We start from the raw sequence: 22,586 nt of genomic DNA, 5'->3' as shown, positions 1-22,586 counted from the left end.
CGACGGGTCGTCAAAAGCGAAACGGCGCGCCGGGCGGCTCCGTTCGTGGTATGATTGAGGGAGAAGACACACCCAGGGGGCTTGCCATGAACATCCTGTTGGCCGTTGACGGGTCGAACCATTCCAAACGGGCGTCGGATTTGTTGGCGCGGGCGACCGCCGGGGCGCACCGCGTGACCGTGTTGAACGTGACCCCCACGCCCGTCCCGGCCCCCGAGAAAAATTTGACCTCCGTGACGGAGGCCCTTAAGAAAAGCGCCGTGGCCTTGACCGAGGCTGTCGCGCGGGACCTGCGGCGGGCGCGCGGTTGGAAGGCACGGGCGGTTGTGGTCGAATCCATGGACGTGGCCGGCGCGGTTCTCGCCCAGGCGGTCCAAACCAAGGCGGATTTGATCGTCCTGGGGGCCCGGGGTTTGAACCCGGTCAAGGCGATCTTCCTCGGCAGCGTCTCGCAAAAAATCCTGGAGCGGGCCACGGTCCCGGTCTGGATCGTCCGGGGCGGCGGGCGAAAGAAATCCTTCCACGCGGTGTTGGCGGTCGATGGAACGCCCGGCGGCGAGAGGGCGTCGGCGTTTTTGAAACGCTTCGGACCGGTCGGCGGCGCGCGCCTTTCGCTGGTCCACGCGGTGTTGCACCCCTTGGCGGCCTGGCGGCCGGGTCCCTTCGGCCTTCCGACCGAGGCCTACCTCTCCGTGGACTTGCTCAAACAAACCCGGGCGGATTTACTCACAAAAGGCCGGACCGTCTTGGCCCGGGCGGCGAAACGTTGGGCGGGCCGACGGCCTCCGGCGGACATTTTGCTCCGTGAAGGCTTTCCCGCGGAAACGCTGTTGGACGCGGCCGGGGCGCGGGGCGCGGATGTGATCGTGATGGGTCGGCGGGGACTCTCCCGCCTGGACCGGTTTTTAATCGGCAGCGTGTCCCGCAAAGTGGCCTCGCACGCCGCCGGTTCGGTGTTGATCGTTCCCTAACCCGGTCGCCACCCCGGCCGGGGGGAGGTCGTGATGAACGTCTCCGTCCCGCGTGTCCGATGGTTTGAAGATCTTCGGCTCGTCGACGTGCCCTCCGTCGGCGGCAAGAACGCCTCCCTGGGCGAGTTGACCGGCCGCCTGCGCGGGGCCGGCGTGCGGGTCCCCGAGGGGTTCGCCACCACGGCCGCCGCCTTTTGGGAATTCCTGGACGCGGCGGGTCTCCGCGGCGAAATCCGTCGCCGGTTGGACGATTTCCACCGAGGCGCCAAATCCCTTCAACAAACCGGCGCGGCGTTGCGCGCGTCGTTTCGCGCCGCGCCCCTGCCCGAACCCCTGCAAAACGCCCTTCGCTCCGCCCACGCCGAACTCGCCCGCCGCGCCGGGGTCCGCCGTTTGTCCGTGGCGGTGCGCTCCAGCGCCACGGCCGAGGACCTGCCCGAGGCCAGTTTCGCCGGCCAACACGAATCCTATCTGAACATCGTCGGCGAAGAGGCCCTGCTCCGCGCCGTGCGCGACTGTTTCGCGTCGCTCTTCACGGACCGGGCGATCAGTTACCGGGAACAAAAAGGGTTTGACCATCTTAAAATCGCCCTGTCCGTGGGCGTGCAACGCATGGTCCGGTCCGACAAGGCCTGCGCGGGGGTGATGTTCACCCTCGATCCCGAAACGGGTTTCCCCCGGGTGGTCGTCATCGACGCCGTGTGGGGCCTCGGGGAAAACATTGTCCAGGGGATCTCCACCCCGGACGAGTACGTCGTGTTCAAACCGCTCCTCGACAACCCCGCGGCGCGGCCGATCCTCGCCCGGTCCCTGGGTCGAAAAGAAAAGAGGATGGTGTTCGCCCCGGGGGCCGTCCCGACGCGGAACCGGCTCACCACCGCGCGGGAACGCGCCGCCTGGACGCTCTCCGACGATGAGGTTCTTCGATTGGCGCGTTGGGGGGCCGCCATCGAAAAACACTACGGCAAACCCATGGACATCGAATGGGCGAAGGACGGGGACACCGGCGACTTGTTCATTGTCCAGGCCCGCCCCGAAACCGTCCAATCGCAGAAAACGGGCTCGGTCAAAACGTACACGCTCAAGGGGAAAGGCCCGCGCCTGGTGGAGGGCATCGCCATCGGCGACGCCATCGCCGCGGGGCCGAGCCAGGTGATCCGGGATCCGAAGGACATGGGGCGCTTCAAGGCCGGGTCCGTTCTGGTGACCGCGGCCACGAACCCCGATTGGGTTCCGCTCATGAAAAAAGCCGCCGCCATCGTCACCGAGCACGGGGGGCGCACCTCCCACGCCGCCATCGTGAGCCGGGAGTTGGGGGTTCCCGCCGTGGTCGGCGCGGCCCGCGCCATCGCCGCCTTGCGGGAGGGCCGGGAGGTCACGGTGTCCTGCGCCGAAGGGGAGCGGGGGTTTGTTTACGACGGACGATTGGCTTTTGAAGCCCGCGAGGTCCCTCTGGAGGCACTGGGGGAATTGCCGGTGCGGATCCTGATGAACGTGGCGAGTCCGGAGGCGGCTTTTCGCGGTTGGCGCCTGCCCGCCCGGGGCATCGGGCTCGCGCGCATGGAGTTCATCATCAGCGACCAGATCAAGATCCATCCCATGGCCCTGGCGCATTTCGAGCGGGTGCGCGGACCGGACCGGGCGCGCATTTTGAAATTGACCGCCGGGCACAAGGACATTCGCGCTTACTTCGTGGATCGGCTGGCCGCGGGCATCGCTCAAATCGCCGCCTCCCGTTGGCCGGACCCGGTGATCGTTCGTTTGTCGGATTTCAAGACCAACGAATACAGCCGGTTGCTGGGGGGGCGGGGTTTTGAGCCGAAGGAAGAAAATCCCATGATCGGGTTCCGGGGGGCGTCTCGCTATTACGACCCGAGGTACAAAGACGGCTTCGCGCTGGAATGCCGCGCGCTCAAGAAAGTCCGGGAGGGGATTGGCCTCGAGAACGTGGTGGTGATGGTTCCCTTTTGCCGGACGCTCAAAGAGGCCGACGCCGTGCTGGCGACGATGGCGGAGTTCGGGTTGAAACGCGGCGAAAGGGGCCTGCAGGTCTACGTGATGTGCGAAATCCCCTCCAACGTGATTCTGGCGGAGGACTTCGCGGACCGGTTCGACGGGTTCTCCATCGGGTCCAACGATTTAACGCAATTGACCCTGGGCGTGGACCGCGATTCGGGCCTTTTGGCGAAGGTCTTCGACGAGCGGGACGAAGCGGTCAAAACGATGATCCGCATGGTGATCGCCGCCGCGCACCGCAAGGGACGCCCCGTGGGCATCTGCGGCCAGGCCCCGTCGGATTACCCCGACTTCACGCAATTCCTCGTCGAAGCGGGCATCGACTCCCTCTCCCTCAACCCCGACAGCGTGGTGCCCATGACGAAGCGCCTGTTGGACGCGTCGACGCCGAAGCGGGTTTGACCCTCCCCCAGGGCCGCCTCGGCCACAGGGGTCAATAACGCGGAAGTCGTTACGCGGGGCCCCCGGGAGGCTTGGGGGCGCGGTTCCATGGGAGAAAGCCCAGGACGCGGGCCAGTCCGCAATACCCGGACGCCCCGGCGAAGACCAACCCCGCGCCCACGGCCACGGCCAACCAACGACCGGGGCCGGACCAGAGTCCGCCGATCACCACGAGACTTCCCGCGACGATTTGCACCTGACGCATCAAAGGGAGGACGCGGGAGGACTTCTCCGTTTTAAACCCGGCGTTTTTCCAGGCGGCGACACCCCCCGTCCACCACCGCCACCCGCGTCCAGCCGGCGCGCCGAAGGTCTTCGACGGCCTTGGCGGATCGGAATCCCGTTTGGCAAAAAAAGAGCAAGTCCCGGTCCTTGGGCAAGGTGGGACGTTCCGCGTCGAGCCGGCTCAAAGGCACGTTTCGGCACCGGGGCGGCCGCTCCCACCGGTGTTCGTCGGGCTCTCGGACGTCGATGCCGAGGGCGCCGCGCGGGTGGTTCGGCGCGGTCCAGTCCCGCAATTCACGGACCGACACCACCGACGGGAGCGGTTCGGCCGCCGGGGCGGGGTTCGGGGTCGGGCGGTCGGCCGCGCAGGAGGTCATGCCGCCGGTGAGGTTGGAGACCCGGGCGAACCCGTTTTGGAGGAGGACCCGCGAGGCGACATGGGCGCGCAGTCCCACCTGGCAGGTCACCACCGTTTCCGCCGCGGGGTTTAACTCGGGCAGGCGATCGCGCAATTCGTCGAGCGGAATGTTGATCGCGCCCTCCAGCCGGTCCCGCGCGAATTCGCGGGCCGTGCGCACGTCCACCAATTGGAACGCCTCGCCCCGGTCGCGGCGTTGGCGAAAGTCGTCGCAGGTGATCAAGCGCTCCTCGCCCCGCAAGGCGTTGGAGGCCACGAACCCCGCGAGGATCACCGGGTCCTTGGCCGATGAAAAAGCGGGCGCGTAGGCCAGGTCCAAGGTCTCGAGATCGGTCACCTTCATGCGCGCGGCAAGGGCGGTGGCCAGCACGTCGATGCGCTTGTCCACGCCCTTTTCGCCGACGACCTGGGCGCCCAGGAGGCGTCCGTCCCCGGGGTCGGAAATGATTTTGATGTGCAAGAGTTCCCCGCCCGGGTAATACCCGGCGTGGTCCAGCGAGTGGATGGTCGTCGCTTGGACCGGCATCCCCAGCCGACGGGCCTCCTTTTCCGATAGGCCGGTTTTGGCGGCGGTGATGCCCAGGCATTCCACGATCGCGGTGCCCACGGCGCCAGGAAAAACCAGGCTTTCCCCCGCGGCGTTGGCGCCGGCCACGCGACCCTGTTTGTTGGCCGGACCGGCCAACGGCATGCGGACCGTTTTCCCCGTGACGGCGTGGACGACCTCCACGGCGTCCCCGGCGGCGAAGATATCGGGGTCGGAGGTTTGCTGGCGATCGTTCACGGCGATGCCGCCGGCCGCGCCGATGGTCAGCCCCGCTTCGCGCGCGAGCTTTAACTCGGGGCGAACGCCGATGGACAGGATCGCCATGTCCATCGGCAGACGGTGGCCGTCCGTGAGCTCGATTTCCCTGGCCCGCGGACCGCCGTGAAACGCTTTGAGGCCGCGACCCAGTTCGAGCGCGACCCCGCTGGCCCGCAGGTGGCCGCCCACGAAGGCGGACATGTCCGGGTCGAAGGGCGGGAGAACCTGGCTCTCCAGTTCCACCAGCGTCACGGCCACGCCCCAACGGGTCAAGGCCTCCGCCGATTCCAGCCCGATGAAGCCCGCGCCCACGACGACGGCGCGGCGCGGTCGGTTTTTCTCCAAAAAAGCGCGGACGGCGTCGGAGTCCGGTACAGTCTTGACGGTGAAGATGTTCTCGGCCGGAAGCCCCGCGACCGGGGGCACCACCGCCCCGGCCCCGGGCGCGAGGATCAGCCGGTCGTAGGGGGCGCGGAACACCGCGCCGGTGGCCAAATTCTTCACCTCCACCTCCCGGGCGGCGCGGTCAATGCGGATCACCTCGTGGCCGACGTGGACGCGCACCCGGAAACGCGTCCAGAATTTTTCCGGGGTTTGGAGGAAAAGGTCGCCGCGGTCGGGAATATCGCCCCCGATGTAATAGGGCAGTCCGCAATTGGCGAAGCTGACGTAGGGGCCTTTCTCAAAAAGGGTGATGTCGGCGCTCTCGTTGGCGCGGCGGGCCTTGGCGGCCGCGCTGGCGCCTCCGGCGACACCGCCGACGATCACGACGCGGAGGGGGTGGGGCATGGGGGGTCTCCTAAATGGATTTATAAAGACGAAAGGGCGCGACCGCCGCCCGGAACATCGCGCGCTGTGCCGCCCAGGGCGCGGCGAGGTCGTTTAAAGAAGCGCCGCCGTCCACGGCGCGACGCACCGCCGGAGAGCCGGTCAGGATGTCGATGGGCCGTTTGACCCTCTCGTATTCGTAGGGCGGGGGGGACCAGCGGAATTGCCGCGGGGCCAGGCGGCGGGCGGTGTGCAAAAGGGCGACGCCCGTCAAGAAGGGGGAGAAGGCGGACCAATCCGTCACGTGCGTTTGCACGCCGCCGCAGAGTCGGCCCGCCCATTTGTTGAAGGTCGGCCGGAACACGAGCGGCCGGAACGCCACCCCGGGCAACGCGTGCCGCGCCAGGGCGCGGGCCCAGGCGTCGCCGTCCAAAAAGGGCGCCCCCAGGATTTCAAAGGGACGCGTGGTCCCGCGCCCCTCCGAAAGGTTCGTCGCCTCGAAGAGGCACGCGCCCCCGTAGACGGACGCGGTCTCCAGCGTCGGCATGTTGGGGGAAGGCAGGACCCAGGGCAGGCCGGTGGCGTCGAAGCGTTGATTTCGCCGCCACCCCGTCGCGGGAAACACCCGCAGGTCCGCGCCCCAGCCGCGCGTCGCGTTCAGCCAAAGCGCCAGTTCGCCGGCGGTGAGGCCGTGGAGCACGGGCACGGGATGGAGTCCGACAAAGGAAAGGTGGTCCGGGTTCGGGAGGTTCCCGTCCGTTCGGCCGCCGAGGGGGTTGGGCCGGTCCAACACGAGGAAGGGTTTTTTCGCCCGGGCGCAGGCCTCGAGGGCGAGCGCCAAGGTCCAGACGAACGTGTAATAACGCACCCCGATGTCCTGCAGGTCGAAGACCATCGCGTCGATTTTGTCGAGCATGGACGGGGTCGGGGCGAGGGTTTTTCCGTAGAGGCTGAACAACGGGAGTCCCGTGGCCTTGTCCCGGGCGCCCTGCACGGGGGCCTGGTCCTGGAGGGCCGCCGCGAGGCCGTGTTCCGGCGCGAAAAGGGCGGTGAGCCGGAACCCCGCGCGTTGCAGGGCGAGGGCGGTGGGCGTTAAATCGGGGCGGACGGAGGCCGCGTGGGCGATGAGCCCCAACCGCGGTCCGCGCCATTTTTTTTCCGTCAGGAATCCTTCCACCCCCGGACGGACGGGTTTCATGACGCGCGGGTTCTTTGGCGTCGGGCTTCCATGAGCAGGATTCCGGCCGCCACGGCCACATTGAGGGATTCGGTTCGGCCGGCCATGGGGACGCGCACTTTCCGAACGTTCAAATCCGCCAAGGGGGCCGACCGGGGGCCGGCGCCTTCCCCGCCCAACAGGAGGGCCGTGGGACGGGTCCAATCGAAATCGGTGTAATCGACATCGCCCCGGGCGTCGGCCACCAGGAAAGTCAAATCGGATCGGGGGAGATCGCCGGGTTTTTCCAGGCGGAAAAGGGGCACGCGGAAAGCGCTGCCGGCGGAGGCCCGCAGCGCTTTGGGGGACAGGAGGTCGACGGTCCCCGGCAAGGCCCCGACGGCGTCCGCCCCCGCGGCTTCGGCCACGCGCAGCACCGCGCCGGCGTTGGCCGGGGATTGGAGCCCGTCCAAAAGCACGAACAGCGATCCGTTCGGGGGCACGGCCGCCGGGGGCGGGCGGTCGGCCCGGACCGCCAAACCGGGGGCCGCGTCCAGATCGCTGATGTAGGTCATCACCGTTTCGGACACGAAGTGAAGCGGCGCGCCCTTGGCTTTGAGAGCGTCGATCAAGGGGAAAAACCGCGGATCCCGGTAACGGGCGGTGAGGATCACGGCCTCCCGGGGCCGCAACGGGGATTCCAAAAGCTCGGCCACCAGGCGGGCGCCTTCCACGAACAGGGAACGGGGGTCGCGTCCGTCGCGGGCGTCCCGCATTCGGCGCACGAGGGGGTGCGCGCGGTCGCCCAGGGGGCGGGTCGGGGTGGTGGCGGCGGGGAGACCCGGCGCGGCGGGGTTGGGTTTACGCCGCTCCATGGGCGCGCTTTTTCGCGGCGGCGACCTGTTCGCCGTAAATCTTGGCGAAGGCCAGGACCGTCGCGACGATCAAGGGGCCCACAATGAGACCGATGGGGCCGTAGGCCTGCAGGCCGCCCAGGGTGCCGAAAAAGAGGAGCGCGATGGGGAGCTTGGCCTGTTCCCCAATGATGAACGGGCGGAGGAAGTTGTCCACCATGCTGACCACGAGCGCGCCCCAGATCATGAGCCCCACGCCGGGGACAACCCAGCCTTTGGCGATGAGCATCAGGCTCACCGGCAGCCACACCGTCGTGGCGCCGATGATCGGGATGAGCGCGAAAAAGGCGGTGGCGAACCCGAGAACGACGGAAAAGCGCACCCCCGCCACGGCGTAGCCCACGCCCGCCAGGAGCCCCTGGACCGAGGCCACGATAAACATGCCGCGGACCACCGCCGTCAGGGTTTCGTTGAGCCGGGTGAGGATGTGGGCCTTGTGGACTTCCTCCATGGGGATGAGCTCGACAATGGCCCGGGACACCCGTGCCCCGTCGCGGAAAAGGAAGAACAACGTGAAAACCATGATGGCCGTCTGAATGACGAAGACCAGGGTGTTTTTCAAAAGGGACGCCCCGAAGCCCGAAACGTTGGAGCCGAATTTTTCAACGGCGTTGAGCACGAGGTCTTTGGTGTTCGTGCCCGCCTTGTCCATGAGGTCTTGCCCGCGGACCCACAGTTTTTTGAGCGGCGCGGGGAGTCGGTCCTCAATGGCGTTGTGGGGGTCGGCGCGCACGGCCTGGACCTGTTCCTGGGCCCAGGGGTAAAGGGCGGCGGCCTGTTTCCCGAAAAGCAGGAGGAAAAACACCATCGGCACCACCACCATGAGGAACAGGGAGCTCACGCTCACCGCCGCGGCCAGGTTGGTCCGGTTGCGGAACCAACGGAGGAAACGAACGTGCAAAGGGTAAAACACCATGGCCAGGACGATGGCCACCAGGATGGCGTTGAAAAACGGCGCCACGATTTTAAGCAGTTGATAAAGGAGGAAACCGAAGGCCGCGAAAAAGAAGATGCGGAAGAGAAGGGGGCGGCCGTCGGAACGCCGGTCGGGGAACTCCGGGGCGTTCAAGACGGGTCCGTCCATTTGCCGTGGCGGCGAATGAGCGCCACCAGGCGTTCGTCGGCGTCGGCGGTGGCGATGCCCTTCTCCACGCATTCTTTGCCGACGTACAAATTGATTTTATCCACGCCGCCCCCCACGTAACCGAAATCGGCGTCGGCCATTTCCCCGGGCCCGTTCACGATGCATCCCATGATGGCGATTTTGACATTTTTGAGATGGCCCGTGCGCCGCTTGATCCGCTCGGTGGTGGTCTGCAAGTCGAAGAGGGTGCGGCCGCAGGAGGGGCAGGAGACGAATTCGGTTTTGCTGATGCGCGCCCCCGCGCCCTGGAGCAGGTTGCCCGCGCGTTCCAGGTCGCCCGCCAAGCCAAGGCCCGAAAGGAAAAGCGCGTCGCCCAGGCCGTCGGTCAAGAGCCCCCCGGCCAGCACCGCCGAGCCCAAGAGGGATTCTTCGCCGGGGTCCTGGGGGGGGAGGACCAACAGGAGGGGGATCCCCGAGGCGGCGACCCACTCGCGTGACGTCAAAAACCGCGTTTGGTGCAAAAGAAAGGAAACGTCCGCCCCCCGCAGGCCGAGGACCAAATCGCGGTGGACGGTGGAGGCGCCGTGGGCGGCCGTCAATAAGGTCTCCGCCCGGGCGCCCGTCAGCCAAAGGGGCTTGCCCGCGTCGGCGGCGGCGCGCGCGGCCGGGCGGACGTCCCCGGCGGCCTCCGGCAGCCAGAGGGCGTCGGCGACGGCCAGGGCCGCGGCGGGATCGACCGGACCGTCGGCGCGCAGGACGAAGCCGACGCGCGTTTCAAACCCGAGGGCCTTCTTGAAATCCCGCAGGCGGTCAATGTCGACGGCCGCCTGGGCCGGCCAAACGACGAGCTCGGGGGCGAGGCCAAGGCCGGCGGCGTGGATTTTGTCGAGCCGGGTTTTGAAATCCGGGGCGGCCGTTCCGCCGGTTTCGACGGCGACGCGGGGCGGGTGGTCCTTGCCCAGCGCCACGGGTCCCACCCGCAATTCCCGCGTGGGCCGGCGGGAGTAATGGGTGGGGTCGCGGGGCGGGGCCGCGCCCCCGGATTCCCGGGCGTAGGCGATGGGCGCGCGGCCCTGATAAGGGGCCGTCAGCCGCCGGGCCACGGGCAATTCGAATTCGGGGTCCTCGGTGAGGGACACGCGCACCGTGTCGCCCAGGCCGTCCTCCAGCAGGGCGCCGATCCCGACGGCGGATTTGATGCGACCGTCCTCGCCGTCGCCGGCCTCGGTGACGCCCAGGTGGAAGGGGTAGTCGCCCCCCTCGGCGTCGAGCCGCGCGGCCAACAGGCGGTAGGCGGCGATCATCACCTTGGGGTTCGAGGCCTTCATGGAAAAAATGACGTCGTGGTAGTCGTTCTTGCGGCAAACGCGCAGAAACTCCAGGGCGCTTTCGACCATCCCTTCGGGGGTGTCCCCGAACCGGTTCAGAATCCGGTCGGAGAGGGAGCCGTGGTTGGTGCCGATGCGCAGCGCCCGCCCGAGTCGCTTGAGCTTCAGCACCAGCGGGGTGAAGCGCTCCTCGATGCGTTCGAGCTCGAGCGCGTATTCCCGGTCGGTGTAGTCGCGGGTTTTAAACGCTTTCGCGTCGGAAAAATTGCCGGGGTTGATCCGCACTTTCTCGACGTGTTCGGCGGCTTCGAGGGCGGCGTCGGGGCGGAAATGGATGTCGGCCACGAGCGGCACGCGCACGCCCTTGGCCCGGAGCGCCGCGGCGATGTTTTTCAAATTGCGGGCGTCGACCTCGGAGGGGGCCGTGATCCGCACGATCTCGCAACCCGCTTGCACCAGGCGGATCGCCTGGGCCACCGTGGCGTCGGTGTCCTGGGTGCGCGTGGTGGTCATCGACTGGAGGCGGAGGGGGTTGTCCCCGCCGACACCGACGTCGCCCACCCGGACCACGCGGGTCGGTCGGCGTTGATAGGCGAAAACATCGGGGCTGAAGGGCAATGGGTCCATGGGGTTGAAGCCGTCATTATACCAAACGCCCTTCGCGGGCTGTCTTGACAATATATTACTTTTTAGTAATAATTAGAACATCCCAATACCCGGAGGACCATATGCTTACACTGACCCCGAGCGCCGTTCAAAAAGTGAAGGATCTCTACAGCCAGGACAATAGTTTGACGGGAAAATCCCTGCGCGTGTTCGTGGGCCAAGGCCACGGGTGTTCCAGCTACGAGTACGGCTTTTCCTTCGACCAGGCCAAAGACGGCGACACGACCCTTCCCTGCGACGGGTTCCAGGTGGTTGTCGACGCCCCCAGCGCCGCCCTCTTGAAGGGTTCGGTCATTGATTTCAAGGAAGATTTTTCGGGGGGCGGGTTCGCCATTCAAAACCCCAACGCCAAGCGCAGCTGCGGTTGCGGGAAATCGTTTGATGCCTAATTTGTTCGACGTCACGGACCGGGCCGCCGCCCGCGCGCGCCAACTGCTCTCCGGCCGCGGGCCCGACGCGGCCCTGCGGGTGCGGGTGATCCCGGGCGGATGCTCCGGTTTGAGCTACGCGCTGGCCCCTTTGGACGGACCCGCCCCGGCGGGGGACCAACGGGTGGAATCGAACGGTCTCGCGGTCTACGTCGAACGTCAAAGCCTGTTGTATCTGGCGGGGACGACCCTCGATTACGAATCGAATATTTTCGCAAGCCGCTTCACCTTCAAGAACCCCAACGCCGCCGAAGCCTGTTCCTGCGGGGAGTCTTTCGCGCCGCGGGCGGGTCTGCCCACCGACAACGTCCGGCCCACCCCCTGCAAGAAGTGATCAGCGGCTGTAGCGCCCCGGGGAGAGGACGCGCTTCGGGTCGAAGAATCCCTTCAGCCGGTCCACCGTGTTCCAAAAGGGGTCGTCCCGGCCCGTCAACACGCCCATGGTTTGCACGCCGTTCCGGTAAGGGATGAACCCCGCCCGCAGGCACTCGCGCAAAAGCTCTTCGTAGCAAGCCGTGGCCCGGGCGCATTCGTCCGGGTTGTCCTTGTCGAAAAACACCGGGAACGTGCTGTCCAGCGCCCGCGCGTTGACCGTCGTGAACATGGCCGGCGCCTCGAACCCGTGCTTGGCACAGATGGGCCGCACCACGTCCAAAAACTCCTGGACATGGCGGCCCGTCAAGGGCACGATGGGGACGAGCCACATCAGGCCGCAGCGGTCCCGGTCGGGGTCGAGGTCCCGGGCCGGTGTCGCGTGGCGGGTGTTGCGCCACCAGGACATGCGCAGGGAATGTTCGCCCGGACGCCCCGCGGCCAGGCCGAAGGTGAACCGCAACGTCTGCACGGCCCCCGGAATGTCCATGTCGAGGATCACGCTCAGGATTTTCTTGAACTGGTCCAAAAACCGGATGGTGCCGCGGGAGATGAACCGCAATTCATCGACGCGGCCTTTGAGCGCCGCGCGCAGCGCTTTCTTCGACGCGTTGATCTGGTCCTGGGTCCCGTACAGGGGCGCGATGCCGCTCCAGGTGTAAATTTTTCCTTGCTGGGCGATCCCGCGCGCCACGTCGGGCGGCATCGGCGTGCGGCCGCCCGTTTCCTCCCAGGGGAACTGCCGCGCCATGAGCAGGGCCCGGTCGCGGTGGGCGATCACGAGCGAGCCCTGCACGAAACCCCGCATCACGAGCGGGCGGAAGGCGTCGACCAGCGGGACGATGGCGTTTTCGTCGCGGCAAGCGAAATAGGCCATCTCAATGCACTCCGGCGCGGGGGCCAGCCACAAACCCATTTTGACCACCACCCCGAAATTGGATTGGGTGAAGAGGCCATCGAGGTAAGGCCCCACGCCCCACTTGTAAACCCACCGACCCTGGGCCCCGTCGAAATGGCCGAAACCCGTTTTGAGCAGTTGTCCGTCGGGCAACACGACCTCGAAACCCGCCACGGCGGCGAAGTGGTCGCCGTATTGGCCGAGGCCGAAGCCGCGCTCCAGGGCGTTGCCCACCAGGCTCGCCCGGGGGCCCGCGCCCGTCCCGTCGACGCAAAACGGAACGCGGTTTTTTTCCAGGTATTCCGCCAGTTGGCCTTGGGTGACGCCCGGCTCAATCACGGCGTAACCGAGTTCCGCGTTCACTTCCAAAATGCGGTTCATGCGGCCGAGGTCCATGACCACGCTGTCGTCCTTGGCGGGCTGGGCCGAACCGTACCCCCAATTGTGGCCGCCGCTCACCGGATAGAGGGAGAGCCCGTGGTCCCCCGCCGCTTGGATCAATGCCTTCACCTCCGCCGCGTCGGCGGGGCAAACCACGGCGCGCACACGCCGGTCCGTCGGGAGCGTGTTCCGGTGGTAGGGCGCGAGCCGCGCCGCGTCGGTAAAAAAGTGCGCTTCGCCCACGGCACCCGCCAGGGCCCGGGCCGCGGCTTCGGGCAGAGGCGCCGGCGCGGGGGGGGCGGCGACGGGCGCGGCGGGGCGGGCCGTCACAAGCACGTGGGGACTGTGCCGGGTTTTTTTCACCCGCCCGGGGGTGAACCCGCTTTGCCGGAGCGCCGCCAACAATTCGTTCACGTTCATGTCGACCAGGGCCTGGGGCGGTCGCTCGCGCGTGAGCACCAAGAGCTCGTAGGCCAGGCGGAACAGGCGGGGACCCACGCGGAGGAATTCCCGCGCGACCGCCGCCGCCCCGCCCCGGGCCCAGGCGCTCTCGAGGTCCGCCGCGAAGAGCCCGCGGAGAAAGGATCCGCCGGTGCGCCCCAGAACCAGGACCTCGCCGTCGGTTTTGATCACCCGCGCGGCCTCCGACAAGAGAAAAGCGGGGTTGCCCATGCCGACGAAGGCCAAGGGGTTCACCAAAAACACGCGGTCAAAGACCTTGTCTTCAAAAGGCCAGGACCGGCCCGGGTCGCCGTGGACCCAGGCGGGCGGCGCCTCGGGGAATTTGGCTCGGGCGGCGGTCAAGGCGCTTTCGTTTCCGTCGAACCCGACGTAGGCCACGGCGTGGGAGGCCAGGGCCTCCCGCAGGGCGCCGGTGCCGCAGGCCACGTCCAGGACTTTTTGACCCTCGGTCAATTGGGTGCCGTTGGCAATGTCCGCCGTCTGTTCCTGAAACGGCGCGAGGCTAGAAAAAAAATCCAGCAGCCGGTGATGCGCCCCGGGGTCGATGGTCGGCACGCCCATGAGCCCCTCGAAAAGGACCAGGTGCGTCAACAACAACACCGCGATCGAAACCGGAAGGGCGCCCCAGGGCCGAATGTTGAAACCGTAATCGGCGAACAGGTCGATACTTCCCAGGCCGCCGATCACAAAGGCCCAGAAGACCCGCCGGGCCAAGCGCTTGGCGTTCTCGTCTTCCAAAAAGCGGGAGCGCGCCAGGAGTTGACCGGTGCCCGCGATGAGGAGCCCGAAGAGGAAAACCACGAACAACGGGTGCAACGGCCCCGCCTGGAACCAATGCCCCCAGGGGTACCGGTTCACGCCGGAGAGGAACGCCCGTCCCCCGTAGGTGAGGGCCAAAAACCCGACCCCCGACCCGTAGAGCAGGCCGACGCCCCACCAAGCGGGGGGGAAACGGCCGAGCACGGCGCAGTAGTGGTAAATCCCGATGGGAATGAAAACGACCCCGACGTAGGCGGCGCGGCTCCAGAAGAAGGCGGTTGACGCGTCGGCGGAGCACAGGATCAACGCGTTGGTCGTCTGCCAGAGGCCGAGGGCGACCTGGAAGAACCCGAAGAGGGCCGTGGCCCGGGTTCGCTTCTTGGACACGACGAAGGCCGCCACCCAAAAGCTGAGGACGGCGCTGGCCAGGGGCAACAGGGCCAAGGGTGTGAAATCGTAATCGATCATGTTTTTCCTCCGTTAAGGCGGAGAGCCAGGGGGGCCGCCCACCGTCGCAAAAAGAGTCCGATCCCGCCCCACATCGTCAGGTACCAAAGGGGGACGCCTCCCGGGGGCGGGTCGGGGTAGCGCCAAAGGCCCAGGGCCACCCCGGGAAATTCGAGCAGCGTGCCGACAAGGACCAGATAACCCGCGTGCCGGAGATCCTCCGGCGCGTGAAAGCGGAGCAACGCGACGGCCAGCACCCCGCCCGAAGCGGCCAACACCGCCGTCGACGATCGAAAAAGGGAAAAGCTCAAAGCAAAGAGGATCAAAAGCCCCCAAACGGGCGGCCCGGGCCGGGGGGCGGGGACGCCGCCGATGGTCCGGTGGGTCTGGAGGACCCAGAATCCCCAAAGGATATATTCCCAGGCGGGTAAAACGCCCAGGTCCGGGGAGGTGAACTCAAAAATTCCCCGGTGGATGGCCACGGTGTTCATGACGGTAAAAATCGCGGCGGACCCGAGAAAGAGCGCCGCGTCGGAGCGCCGCCAGGGGGCGAACGTCACCCCCCAAAGAATCAGCAGCAGGCCGGTTTTCCAAAAGGCTCCCGGGACCCCGAACAAAATCGCGAACGTCGCCGCCAGTCGCGCCCAAGGCAGGAGCTTTCTCATCGCCCCCCCGCAAACAGAGTCCCGAAAAGCGCGGCGCGAAGCCGCGTGGACCTCCGAATCCCCCGGGGGGGACGCATCGGTTCAGGCCGCGCGGGGGTTCGGGCACCGGGGCACTCAATCGCCTGATAGACCGGAAGGAAATTGGCGAGTCGATGACGCGCGTTCGGCAGGCCGGCCGCCGTCCAAGCCGTCGCCCATTCGTCAAAAGAAAAAGCGGCCGCCAGGGAGTTGGCGCTGTCGCGTTCCAGGATCGCGGACCGACGCGCGGTGGCGAGGGCGGCAAAACGCCCGGCGGTGTCCGAGCCCCGGGGCCGGGCGTGGTCAAACAGCCAGAGCGCGGCGCCGTCCCGGTCCCGTATTCGCCGGATTTGCTCGAAACACCGCGCCAAATCCCCTTCCTGGGGCAAGTGGTGAAGCGCGAAGAGACTCGTGATGACGTCCAAAGGCCCGGGCAAAGGGTCCGTCAATTCGGTCATGTCTCCCTCGATCAACTGAATTTTCCCGGAGAGTCCGTCCTTCACGATCCGCTCCCGACCGAGCGCCCGCATGGCGGGGGAAGGTTCGAGGCCGACGATTGTTAAATCCGGTCTTCGAGCCGCGAGCAGACGCAGGAATTGTCCCGACCCGGAACCCAGGTCCAAAACGCGTCCATTCAAGGGCGCCAGACGGGACACGCGGCGGGTGTTGAAACAATAAATGGGGGCGAGTAAATCGAAGCCGGCCCCGTGAAAAGCTTCGACGGCGGCGGGGTCGGTCATCACGGACTGGGGTTCGGGGCGGCGTTGCTGGGGAAGCCCACAACGTTCGGCGGCGATCAATCGTGCCCATTCGAAACACAAGGAAAACAACATGGTTGCCCTTATATACCGTCGAAACAGCGGATTTTCAAGCCCCGGGAAAGGCGCGGTGGTTAATGTGTTGCAGGAAAACAAATAGATTGAATTTAACCCCAAAGTCGCGTATGTTTAAAGAGACAAAGCGCTCGAGACACCCATGCTTGATTACGGCAACATCAAATTCGTCGTGGCGACCACCCCGAAGCTGCTCCAGGGGGTTCACCGGTTGCGCTACGATGTCTACGTGAATGAATACCATTTCGAAAAAGCCGAGGACCATCCCAGCGGTTTGGAAAAAGACGAGTGGGATCCCATGTCCCTCCACATGGCCGCCGTCGACGCGGAGGAGAACGTCGTCGGGACCATTCGGTTGGTGTTAAACTCCCCGCACGGATTGCCCACCCTGCACGCCGTGACCCCGTTTTACCAAGAACCGCATCCGTCGTCGCCCCGGATTGCGGAGGTGTCCCGCCTGGCCGTGGCGCGGGATTTCCGTCGGCGCGTGGAAGACGGGTTCCGCGGCGTGGACGACCTGGCCGAGGCCGCCCCCGGCTCGCGTTTCCATCGGGCGGAAAAAGGGGAATTCAACAGCCAGGACCGTCGGCGTCAGTTCGCGGTGATATTGGGTTTGTTCAAGATCATGTACCACGTGTCCAAGCGGATCAACTTGGCGGATTGGTACATGGTGTCGGAAAAACGATTGTGGTATTTGTTGAAGCGGTACCACATTCTTTTCCACCCGGTGGGGCCGGAAATGGAGTACCACGGCGTGCGGATTCCCTACATCGGGCACATTTCGGAAATTGAAAACCACATGCTGAAAGTGAACCAATCCCTAGCGGAATCCTTCATCGAAGGGCTGGATCAATCCGCTGACGAGGGCAAGGCCACCTGCCCGGTGCCGCCCCCGGAGGTTAAACCCCGGGAGGTGTTCGAAACGGTGCCCGACATCGTCTGGCCCTACCGCATTCCCCAGTCCCCCCCGGTCGTGCCCACCGCGACGGACCTGGGCCTCGATCTGTCCTCTTAATTCAAGCCTTCTCCCCCGAAAGAGTTAAGCGAAACCAGGACTCGTTGCGCGCCCGCAAATAAGTGAGCCCGGTTTCCCTGGCCAGGGCGTCCAATTCGTCCGCTCGAAAAGAACGCCGCACGGCCAAGGGGCTGTCGTGGCGGAGGATCTTGTCGCCCCACAGGCCGGCCGCCGCCCCCGCCGCCCAGTAGGACAGAAGGCCGCGACGCAAGTCGGAGATCACGAGCCCCTTGCGGGCACGGCGGTCCATGGCCCGGAGCGCCTCGGTCCGCAGTCCCACCGGAACGTGGTGGAGGAACAAGGACGCGGTGACATAATCAAATGTCAACTCCTGGGGCAGGTCCCGGAGGTCGCGTGTCAGCACCGTGATTTCGGGGTAGGCCCGCGCCGCCTCTTTGGCCAAAGCGGCGATGGAAGGGAGCAGCTCGACCGCGGTGATGCGAAGGGAAAAACCGTGCTTGCGGCCCCATTGCGCGATGGCGATGGGAATGTCCGCGCCGCCCGTGCCCACGTCCAAAAGACGCACCGGCTCGCCCGGGTGCCAACGGACGCTCCAGCGGGCCAGGGGGCGCAAAATAGCCCGTGCGCCCCCAAACCGTCGGTTGGTGAGGGCCAGGTAGCGGAGGGCCCGCCGGGCCTGGTCCGGGTCGAAGGGGCGGGTGTCCATCCATTCGTCCTCATCGACGGGAGCGCGCAGATCCGGAAAAAGTTTCACGCCCGGCTATCTTACCATGTTGTCGCCCCGAAACAACGACGGCCGCGCCGGGTGGCGCGGCCGTCGAAGGCCCTGGGAGGGGGCTGAAGGATTTACTTCAAAACCGCCACCCGGAAGACCTGGCGGGATCCGTCGCCGTCGACCACGCCCAAATAGACGCCGGTGGCCACGGGGCGCCCATCTCCGGAACGCCCGTCCCACCGCGCCTGTCCCTCGCCGTCGGCGGTCAGTTCCACCACGAGGCGCCCCGACGCGGCGTAGAGCCGCACCCGGGCGTTCGCCGCCAATCCGTCCACGAACAGGGGGTCGCCCCGGGACGGTCGATAGGGGTTCGGCGTCACGGCGAGCGCGGCGGTCCTCGGAGCGACCGGCGTGCGCGTGGCGATCTCCACGTCGAATCCCGTCGCGATTCCATCGCCGTTTTGCGCCGTGACTTTAAAGACGACCGGGCGGTTCGCGGGCGTCGTCGGCAGCGCGGCGGTGTGCGCGGTGCCGCGATGCACCGGGGTGAACGCCGCGCCGCTCAAAGAGCGGAAAACGCGGTAAACCGTGTTCGCGGGGTTGCCGTTGGGATCCCAGGTCAGTGTCCAGACACTGTCCGCCCAGGACAGAGTGGAACCGACGGGCGCGTTGGCGAGCGTGAAGGCGGTTCGGGAGGGGACGGAGGTCGCGCTCCCGGCCTCGTTGAAAGCCTCGATCACGATCCGTTGCGGGGTGTTGGGCGACAGTCCGGGCTGGGTCCAAACGGTCGTGTCCGCCGGCAGGTCATCGGACAGGACGGTACCGTCGGCCGCCCGGCGGACGCGGTAGCCGGTTTCGTTGTCGGCGTGGTCGGTCCAGGACCAGGTCAAGCTGTCGGCGGTCCGCGTGGACACGGCGACGCCGGTCGGCCGGGCCGGCCGGGCGAGACCGCTTTTCGCAAGGGCCGAAGCGACCGATCCGCCGGCGTTCCGCACGGTTACGTAACGGTATTGTGGAATCCGGGGGGAAACCCCGGTTTCCGTGTGGGCGGTGGCGTTGGGGGGGAGATCGGCGATCAGCGCGAAGGGTCCGGCCGCGGAGGTCGCGCCGTAAAGGCGATACCCCGTTTCGTTGGACGCCCCATCGGTCCAGGTCCAGGTGACGTTGTTGCCCCGGGCCGCTCCCGTGAGCCCGCGGGGGGCTTGCGCCCGGCTGGTCCGTCCTCCGCCCACGGGGGCGGGAGCGCCGGTGTTTTCCCGAATCAAACGAAGACGCCCCTCCGTGGAGAGCGTTAAGAGTTGAGCCCCGCCTTGGGCGTCCAGAGTCAAGGCGGCGGGGGCGCCCCAACGGGCGTCCTCGGCGAGAACCGTTTCGGTCCAGCCGGTTTCACCCCGGACGCCGAGCACCGTGCGGAACCAATGGGGGTTGTAGTTGAAGTGCAAGGCGTAGAGAGTTCGGGGCGCGCCCGCGCCGTCCAGGGCGAAGCCCGGCGCAGGGGTTCCGGTGTGCTCCCAATCGGGTTCGTCGTAATGGGCATATTCCCCGATCCAACCGGAATCGGTCCGGACGTTGTAGCGCACCCGGCCGTCGCGGTTGTTCAGGCAATCCACGACCCGCGGACGGCCCTCGCCGTCGATCAGGATCGTCGGCTCCACCCGGTAGCGCCACTCCTCCAGGGAATCCACGGGTTCCGGCGCGGACCAGCCCTCGGCGTCCCGCACGGTGTAATACAGGGCGTGGGGGCCGTCGTTGGTCCCGTAGGCCACGTGCACGCGGCCCGACTCATCAAGGGCCAAATGGCTGGTGTTGGCGGTCACGCCGGTGGCCACGGGCTCGGCGGTCCAGCCCGTCGGCGATCGACGGGCCGTGAGGAGCGCGGCGCCCTGCCCCGGGGCGGACCAGAGAACGCGGGGTTCTCCGCTGGGGTCCACCACGAGATTGGCGATCACGCTGGCGTCAGTGGCGGCGACGGTTTCTTTTGTCCAGGCGCCGTTCTCGCTCACGGCCCAGCGGAGTCCTTCGGACTCGGTGTAGAAGACCACGTGGGGTCGCCCCCTCGCGTCCAGGGCGAGGTCCGACGCCACGAGGAACATGGCGGACCCGTCCGCGGCGGGGTACCCGGTGGCGTTTTCATCGATCCATTCCGGGGAGCTCCAATTGGTTCCGTTCCATGTCACGTAGCGGAGCCCCCGTTGAGACGGGTCGAAATAGGTCACGTGGAGCACGCCGTTTTCATCCAGGGCGCTGCGCAAAGTCCCGTCCGCCGCTTCGGGACCGAGAACGGCGTTCAAAGGAGTCGTTCGGCCCTCGGCTTGGTTGGGCTCGGATTCCGCCTCGCCTTGGAACGCCGTGATGCGGCGAAAAAAGGCGGTGTCGGCGGGCAGGCCGAGCTCCGTGTGGGAGGTTGTCCCCGCGGGCAGGGTCGCTAAAAGCGTGTAGGGCCCTTCGGGAGCGGAGGCGCCGTAAAAGCGAAACCCGTCCTCGTTCCCGCTGTTGTCGGTCCACGCCCAGCCCAGGCTGTTTCCGGTGCGGCGGGTGGCGTGCAACTGGGTCGGCGCGGTCGGTCGCAGGGTTGGGTCGTTTTCAAAGGCGACTTCCCACAGGGAATAACCCCACACGGTGTCGCCCGCCCCGCCCCGTTGTTCGCCTTTCACGCGGAAATAACGCGCGGTCATCGCGGGGAAGGTCACGACATCCTGGCCGCCGTCGCCATCCGTGATGACGGCGGCGTCGGTCCAGTGGGCGTTGTCGTTGGAGTATTGCACGCGGTACTTCTTGGCGTGGGCGGTTTCCCAATGGAGGGTGACTTTATTCACCGTCTTGGCGGAAATGAAGTCCATGGCCAAGAATTGCGGGTCCTCCCAGACCGATTCCCAGCGGGTGGCCGAATCCCCGTCCACGGCGTAGCGGGCGTGGTTGTCGCTCATGACGGAGGAGGCGAAGGCGTAGGGCGCCGTGTAGGGGCGCAATCCCGTCGCCGCCAAACCGCGTTTGATGTGTCCGTTTTTCATGAGGCTTTCCATGACCCGAAGGCGGCCGTCCTCCGTCAGCTGGTTGATGATGGCGATGGCCAGGGGCCCGTTGTTGATCCCCAGCGTCACGGGGGACGTGGATTGGGTCACGTTGAATGAATCGGTGAACCCGTTGCGGCCCCAGACGTGGTGTTTGTATTGAAAGTACATGTGTCGCAGGGCGGCGAGGGTGTTGGTGTAGTTGGCGGAGTGGTAATGGGTGAGGCCGATGGAGGCGCCCGCGGCGGACGGTGCCACGTGGCCATCGTGGTTGTCCAGGCCCCAGACGTGATAAATACCGTCGGACCCGTAGGCCGGGGTCAGGCCCCAGCGGTTTTCGGCATAGCGTCCGTCGTTGAGGCAGGTGAGCCGGTTAACCTCCGTGGCCAACAGGGAGTTTTTGGAGTAATCGCCAAAGTCGTCGTGCAGGCCCTGGTCGGTGAAATCGTTGTACACACCGCGGAAATTGTAATAGAGGTGGTGGAACTGGTGAAGGAAAAGAGGCGTCGGGTGGGGGCCGTTCATGTATTCGATGCCCTGACGCTGGCCCCACATTCGGTTCAGATTGGTCCAGGCGGCCGTGCTAATGGCGTGCGTCGGGGAGCCGAAGGCGAGGGGGTAGATGAACATGGCTTCGGAGTAGTCGCCCCAAAGCGCGGGAAGGTACCCCTCTTCATTGCTCCACCCCATGGAGAGGAATGTGTTCCGCCGGACGTCCCCGCCGGCTTTGTTGATGTATTTCGTCCAATCCATGCGGCGGTAAAGGCGGTCGGCCTGCTCGGTGATGTCGTTGTTCGGCGTGCCGCGGAAGTATTCTCCCGCTTGCAGGGCGCCGAGGATGAAGAGGGACGAGTCGACGGTTGAGATTTCGGATTTGTCCGCCCCGTCCACCCAGCGTTCGGCGGTGGCCCCTTTCATGAATCGGTACCAAAACCCCTCCTGGTGGGGCGCGATGTTCTCAAAGACATTCAGGATTTTTCTCGTGCGATCGGCGGCCTCCTGCGTGGTGATCCAGCCACGGTCGGCGGCCGCGGAGATCAAGCTAAGCCCAAAGCCCGTCGCGGCGATGTGGGCCTTGGGGGAGTAACCCGCCCCGTAACTGTTGGCCGTGTCGCTCACGAGGCCGGTGGTGGGGTCGGCCTCGTTCCAGAAATACCAAAACAATTTCTTGGCCATCCATTTTAAAAACTCCCGCTCGTAAAATTGGGTGGCCACGGCCTCGATCCCGGAGATCATGGCGTTGTCGGGGTCGCCGTCGTTCTGATAAACCTCGACGTTGATGCCATCGTGATTGATGGGCAGGTTAAAAGAGATGGTGTAAGGCTTGTTTTTCCCACCCGCCAAGGACCAGATGTCCAGGGTGTTTTTGATTTGCCCCGTTTTGGGGTCGGCGTATTGGTATTCGGTTCCGTTCAGCCGAACACGAAAAAGTCGTTTGCCGGGTTCGTCCCAATAGGTCTCGTTGAAATGCAGCCGGATGAAGTAGCCCCCGGGGGGGACTTCCAAGCGGTATTTAACAAACCGGCCGAAACGGTGCGACCGGTAGACTTCGCTCAACGCGGGGGTCACCGCCGAATTGTCCACGGCGGCTTCGCCGCCGAAATGGCCCCAGCGGTAAAGGGATTCGAAGGGTTCGTCCTTCATCCAATAATTGCCGTTCAAAACGTGGTTTTCGGTGCTGCCGCAGTTGAGGAGGAAGGCTTCCTCCCCGTTGGTCGAGGCGGGCGTGAGCGCGGCGCGCAACGGGACGGCGAACAGCGCGGCCCCGACGGCCGCGCCCAACGCAAAACGGTGGATTCGTGTCATAAGAGAGACCCCTTGGTCGGCGA

Annotated in this window: 15 protein-coding genes and 1 pseudogene; 5 read left to right on the top strand and 11 right to left on the bottom strand. The window is 66.2% G+C overall.

Annotated elements, in window-relative coordinates; all coding sequences use genetic code 11:
* Window positions 1–86 precede the first annotated feature (86 nt).
* Together IPI56_08235 and ppsA are read left to right on the top strand one after the other, a co-directional pair.
* A complete protein-coding gene (locus tag IPI56_08235) occupies window positions 87–971 on the top strand; it encodes a universal stress protein (protein ID MBK7545712.1) in 885 nt (294 codons plus the stop codon).
* A gap of 33 nt (window positions 972–1,004) precedes the next feature.
* Complete coding sequence (gene ppsA, locus IPI56_08230; protein ID MBK7545711.1) at window positions 1,005–3,389, top strand: phosphoenolpyruvate synthase; 2,385 nt, start codon at window positions 1,005–1,007, stop codon at window positions 3,387–3,389.
* A 49-nt stretch (window positions 3,390–3,438) separates the two neighbouring features.
* Here ppsA and IPI56_08225 read toward each other — a convergent pair whose 3' ends face one another.
* The 6 genes and pseudogenes from IPI56_08225 to ispG form a co-directional block, all read right to left on the bottom strand.
* Window positions 3,439–3,633: a DUF2892 domain-containing protein gene (locus IPI56_08225; protein MBK7545710.1), complete on the bottom strand. Its 195-nt coding sequence runs from the start codon at window positions 3,631–3,633 to the stop codon at window positions 3,439–3,441.
* Window positions 3,634–4,030: 397 nt separating this feature from the next.
* A pseudogene (locus IPI56_08220) lies at window positions 4,031–5,665 on the bottom strand (FAD-dependent oxidoreductase).
* Window positions 5,666–5,675: 10 nt separating this feature from the next.
* Complete coding sequence (locus tag IPI56_08215; protein ID MBK7545709.1) at window positions 5,676–6,842, bottom strand: DUF1343 domain-containing protein; 1,167 nt, start codon at window positions 6,840–6,842, stop codon at window positions 5,676–5,678.
* Window positions 6,839–7,675 (bottom strand): RNA methyltransferase, encoded by an 837-nt coding sequence (locus IPI56_08210; GenBank protein MBK7545708.1) that lies wholly within the window; start codon window positions 7,673–7,675, stop codon window positions 6,839–6,841. Before IPI56_08210 ends, IPI56_08215 begins: the two co-directional genes overlap by 4 nt.
* Window positions 7,662–8,798, bottom strand: coding sequence for an AI-2E family transporter (locus IPI56_08205; GenBank protein MBK7545707.1), 1,137 nt, complete (start codon window positions 8,796–8,798; stop codon window positions 7,662–7,664). Before IPI56_08205 ends, IPI56_08210 begins: the two co-directional genes overlap by 14 nt.
* Entirely contained in the window at window positions 8,780–10,753 is a 1,974-nt protein-coding gene (ispG, locus tag IPI56_08200; GenBank protein ID MBK7545706.1) for a (E)-4-hydroxy-3-methylbut-2-enyl-diphosphate synthase, read from the bottom strand. The genes IPI56_08205 and ispG overlap by 19 nt, the downstream gene beginning before the upstream one ends.
* Window positions 10,754–10,854: 101 nt before the next feature.
* Between ispG and IPI56_08195 the strand changes: the two genes are divergently transcribed.
* Window positions 10,855–11,181, top strand: a complete 327-nt coding sequence (locus IPI56_08195; GenBank protein ID MBK7545705.1) for an iron-sulfur cluster assembly accessory protein — start codon at window positions 10,855–10,857, stop codon at window positions 11,179–11,181.
* Complete coding sequence (locus IPI56_08190) at window positions 11,174–11,554, top strand: iron-sulfur cluster assembly accessory protein (GenBank protein MBK7545704.1); 381 nt, start codon at window positions 11,174–11,176, stop codon at window positions 11,552–11,554. Before IPI56_08195 ends, IPI56_08190 begins: the two co-directional genes overlap by 8 nt.
* On the opposite strand, the gene IPI56_08185 is transcribed toward IPI56_08190, so the two are convergent.
* Genes IPI56_08185 through IPI56_08175 form a run of 3 tightly spaced genes read right to left on the bottom strand, consistent with a single transcriptional unit; the run spans window position 11,555 to window position 16,055 of the window.
* Complete coding sequence (locus IPI56_08185; GenBank protein ID MBK7545703.1) at window positions 11,555–14,560, bottom strand: FAD-binding protein; 3,006 nt, start codon at window positions 14,558–14,560, stop codon at window positions 11,555–11,557.
* On the bottom strand, window positions 14,557–15,204 hold the full coding sequence (locus tag IPI56_08180) for a hypothetical protein (GenBank protein MBK7545702.1): 648 nt from the start codon (window positions 15,202–15,204) through the stop codon (window positions 14,557–14,559). The genes IPI56_08185 and IPI56_08180 overlap by 4 nt, the downstream gene beginning before the upstream one ends.
* Window positions 15,201–16,055: a class I SAM-dependent methyltransferase gene (locus tag IPI56_08175; GenBank protein ID MBK7545701.1), complete on the bottom strand. Its 855-nt coding sequence runs from the start codon at window positions 16,053–16,055 to the stop codon at window positions 15,201–15,203. Before IPI56_08175 ends, IPI56_08180 begins: the two co-directional genes overlap by 4 nt.
* A 142-nt stretch (window positions 16,056–16,197) precedes the next feature.
* On the opposite strand from IPI56_08175, the gene IPI56_08170 reads away from it, so the two are divergent.
* Entirely contained in the window at window positions 16,198–17,070 is an 873-nt protein-coding gene (locus IPI56_08170) for a PEP-CTERM/exosortase system-associated acyltransferase (GenBank protein MBK7545700.1), read from the top strand.
* Between the two features lies 1 nt (window position 17,071).
* Here the strand turns inward: IPI56_08170 and IPI56_08165 are convergent, their stop codons facing one another.
* Together IPI56_08165 and IPI56_08160 are read right to left on the bottom strand one after the other, a co-directional pair.
* A complete protein-coding gene (locus IPI56_08165) occupies window positions 17,072–17,785 on the bottom strand; it encodes a methyltransferase domain-containing protein (GenBank protein ID MBK7545699.1) in 714 nt (237 codons plus the stop codon).
* 92 nt (window positions 17,786–17,877) lie between these two features.
* On the bottom strand, window positions 17,878–22,563 hold the full coding sequence (locus IPI56_08160; protein MBK7545698.1) for a discoidin domain-containing protein: 4,686 nt from the start codon (window positions 22,561–22,563) through the stop codon (window positions 17,878–17,880).
* Window positions 22,564–22,586 lie beyond the last annotated feature (23 nt).

The organism is Elusimicrobiota bacterium (genome assembly GCA_016706425.1).
Classification (GTDB): Bacteria; Elusimicrobiota; Elusimicrobia; order FEN-1173; family FEN-1173; genus JADJJR01.
Note: the sequence above shows the minus strand (reverse complement) of the source record. Positions and strands in the feature narration are given on the sequence as shown.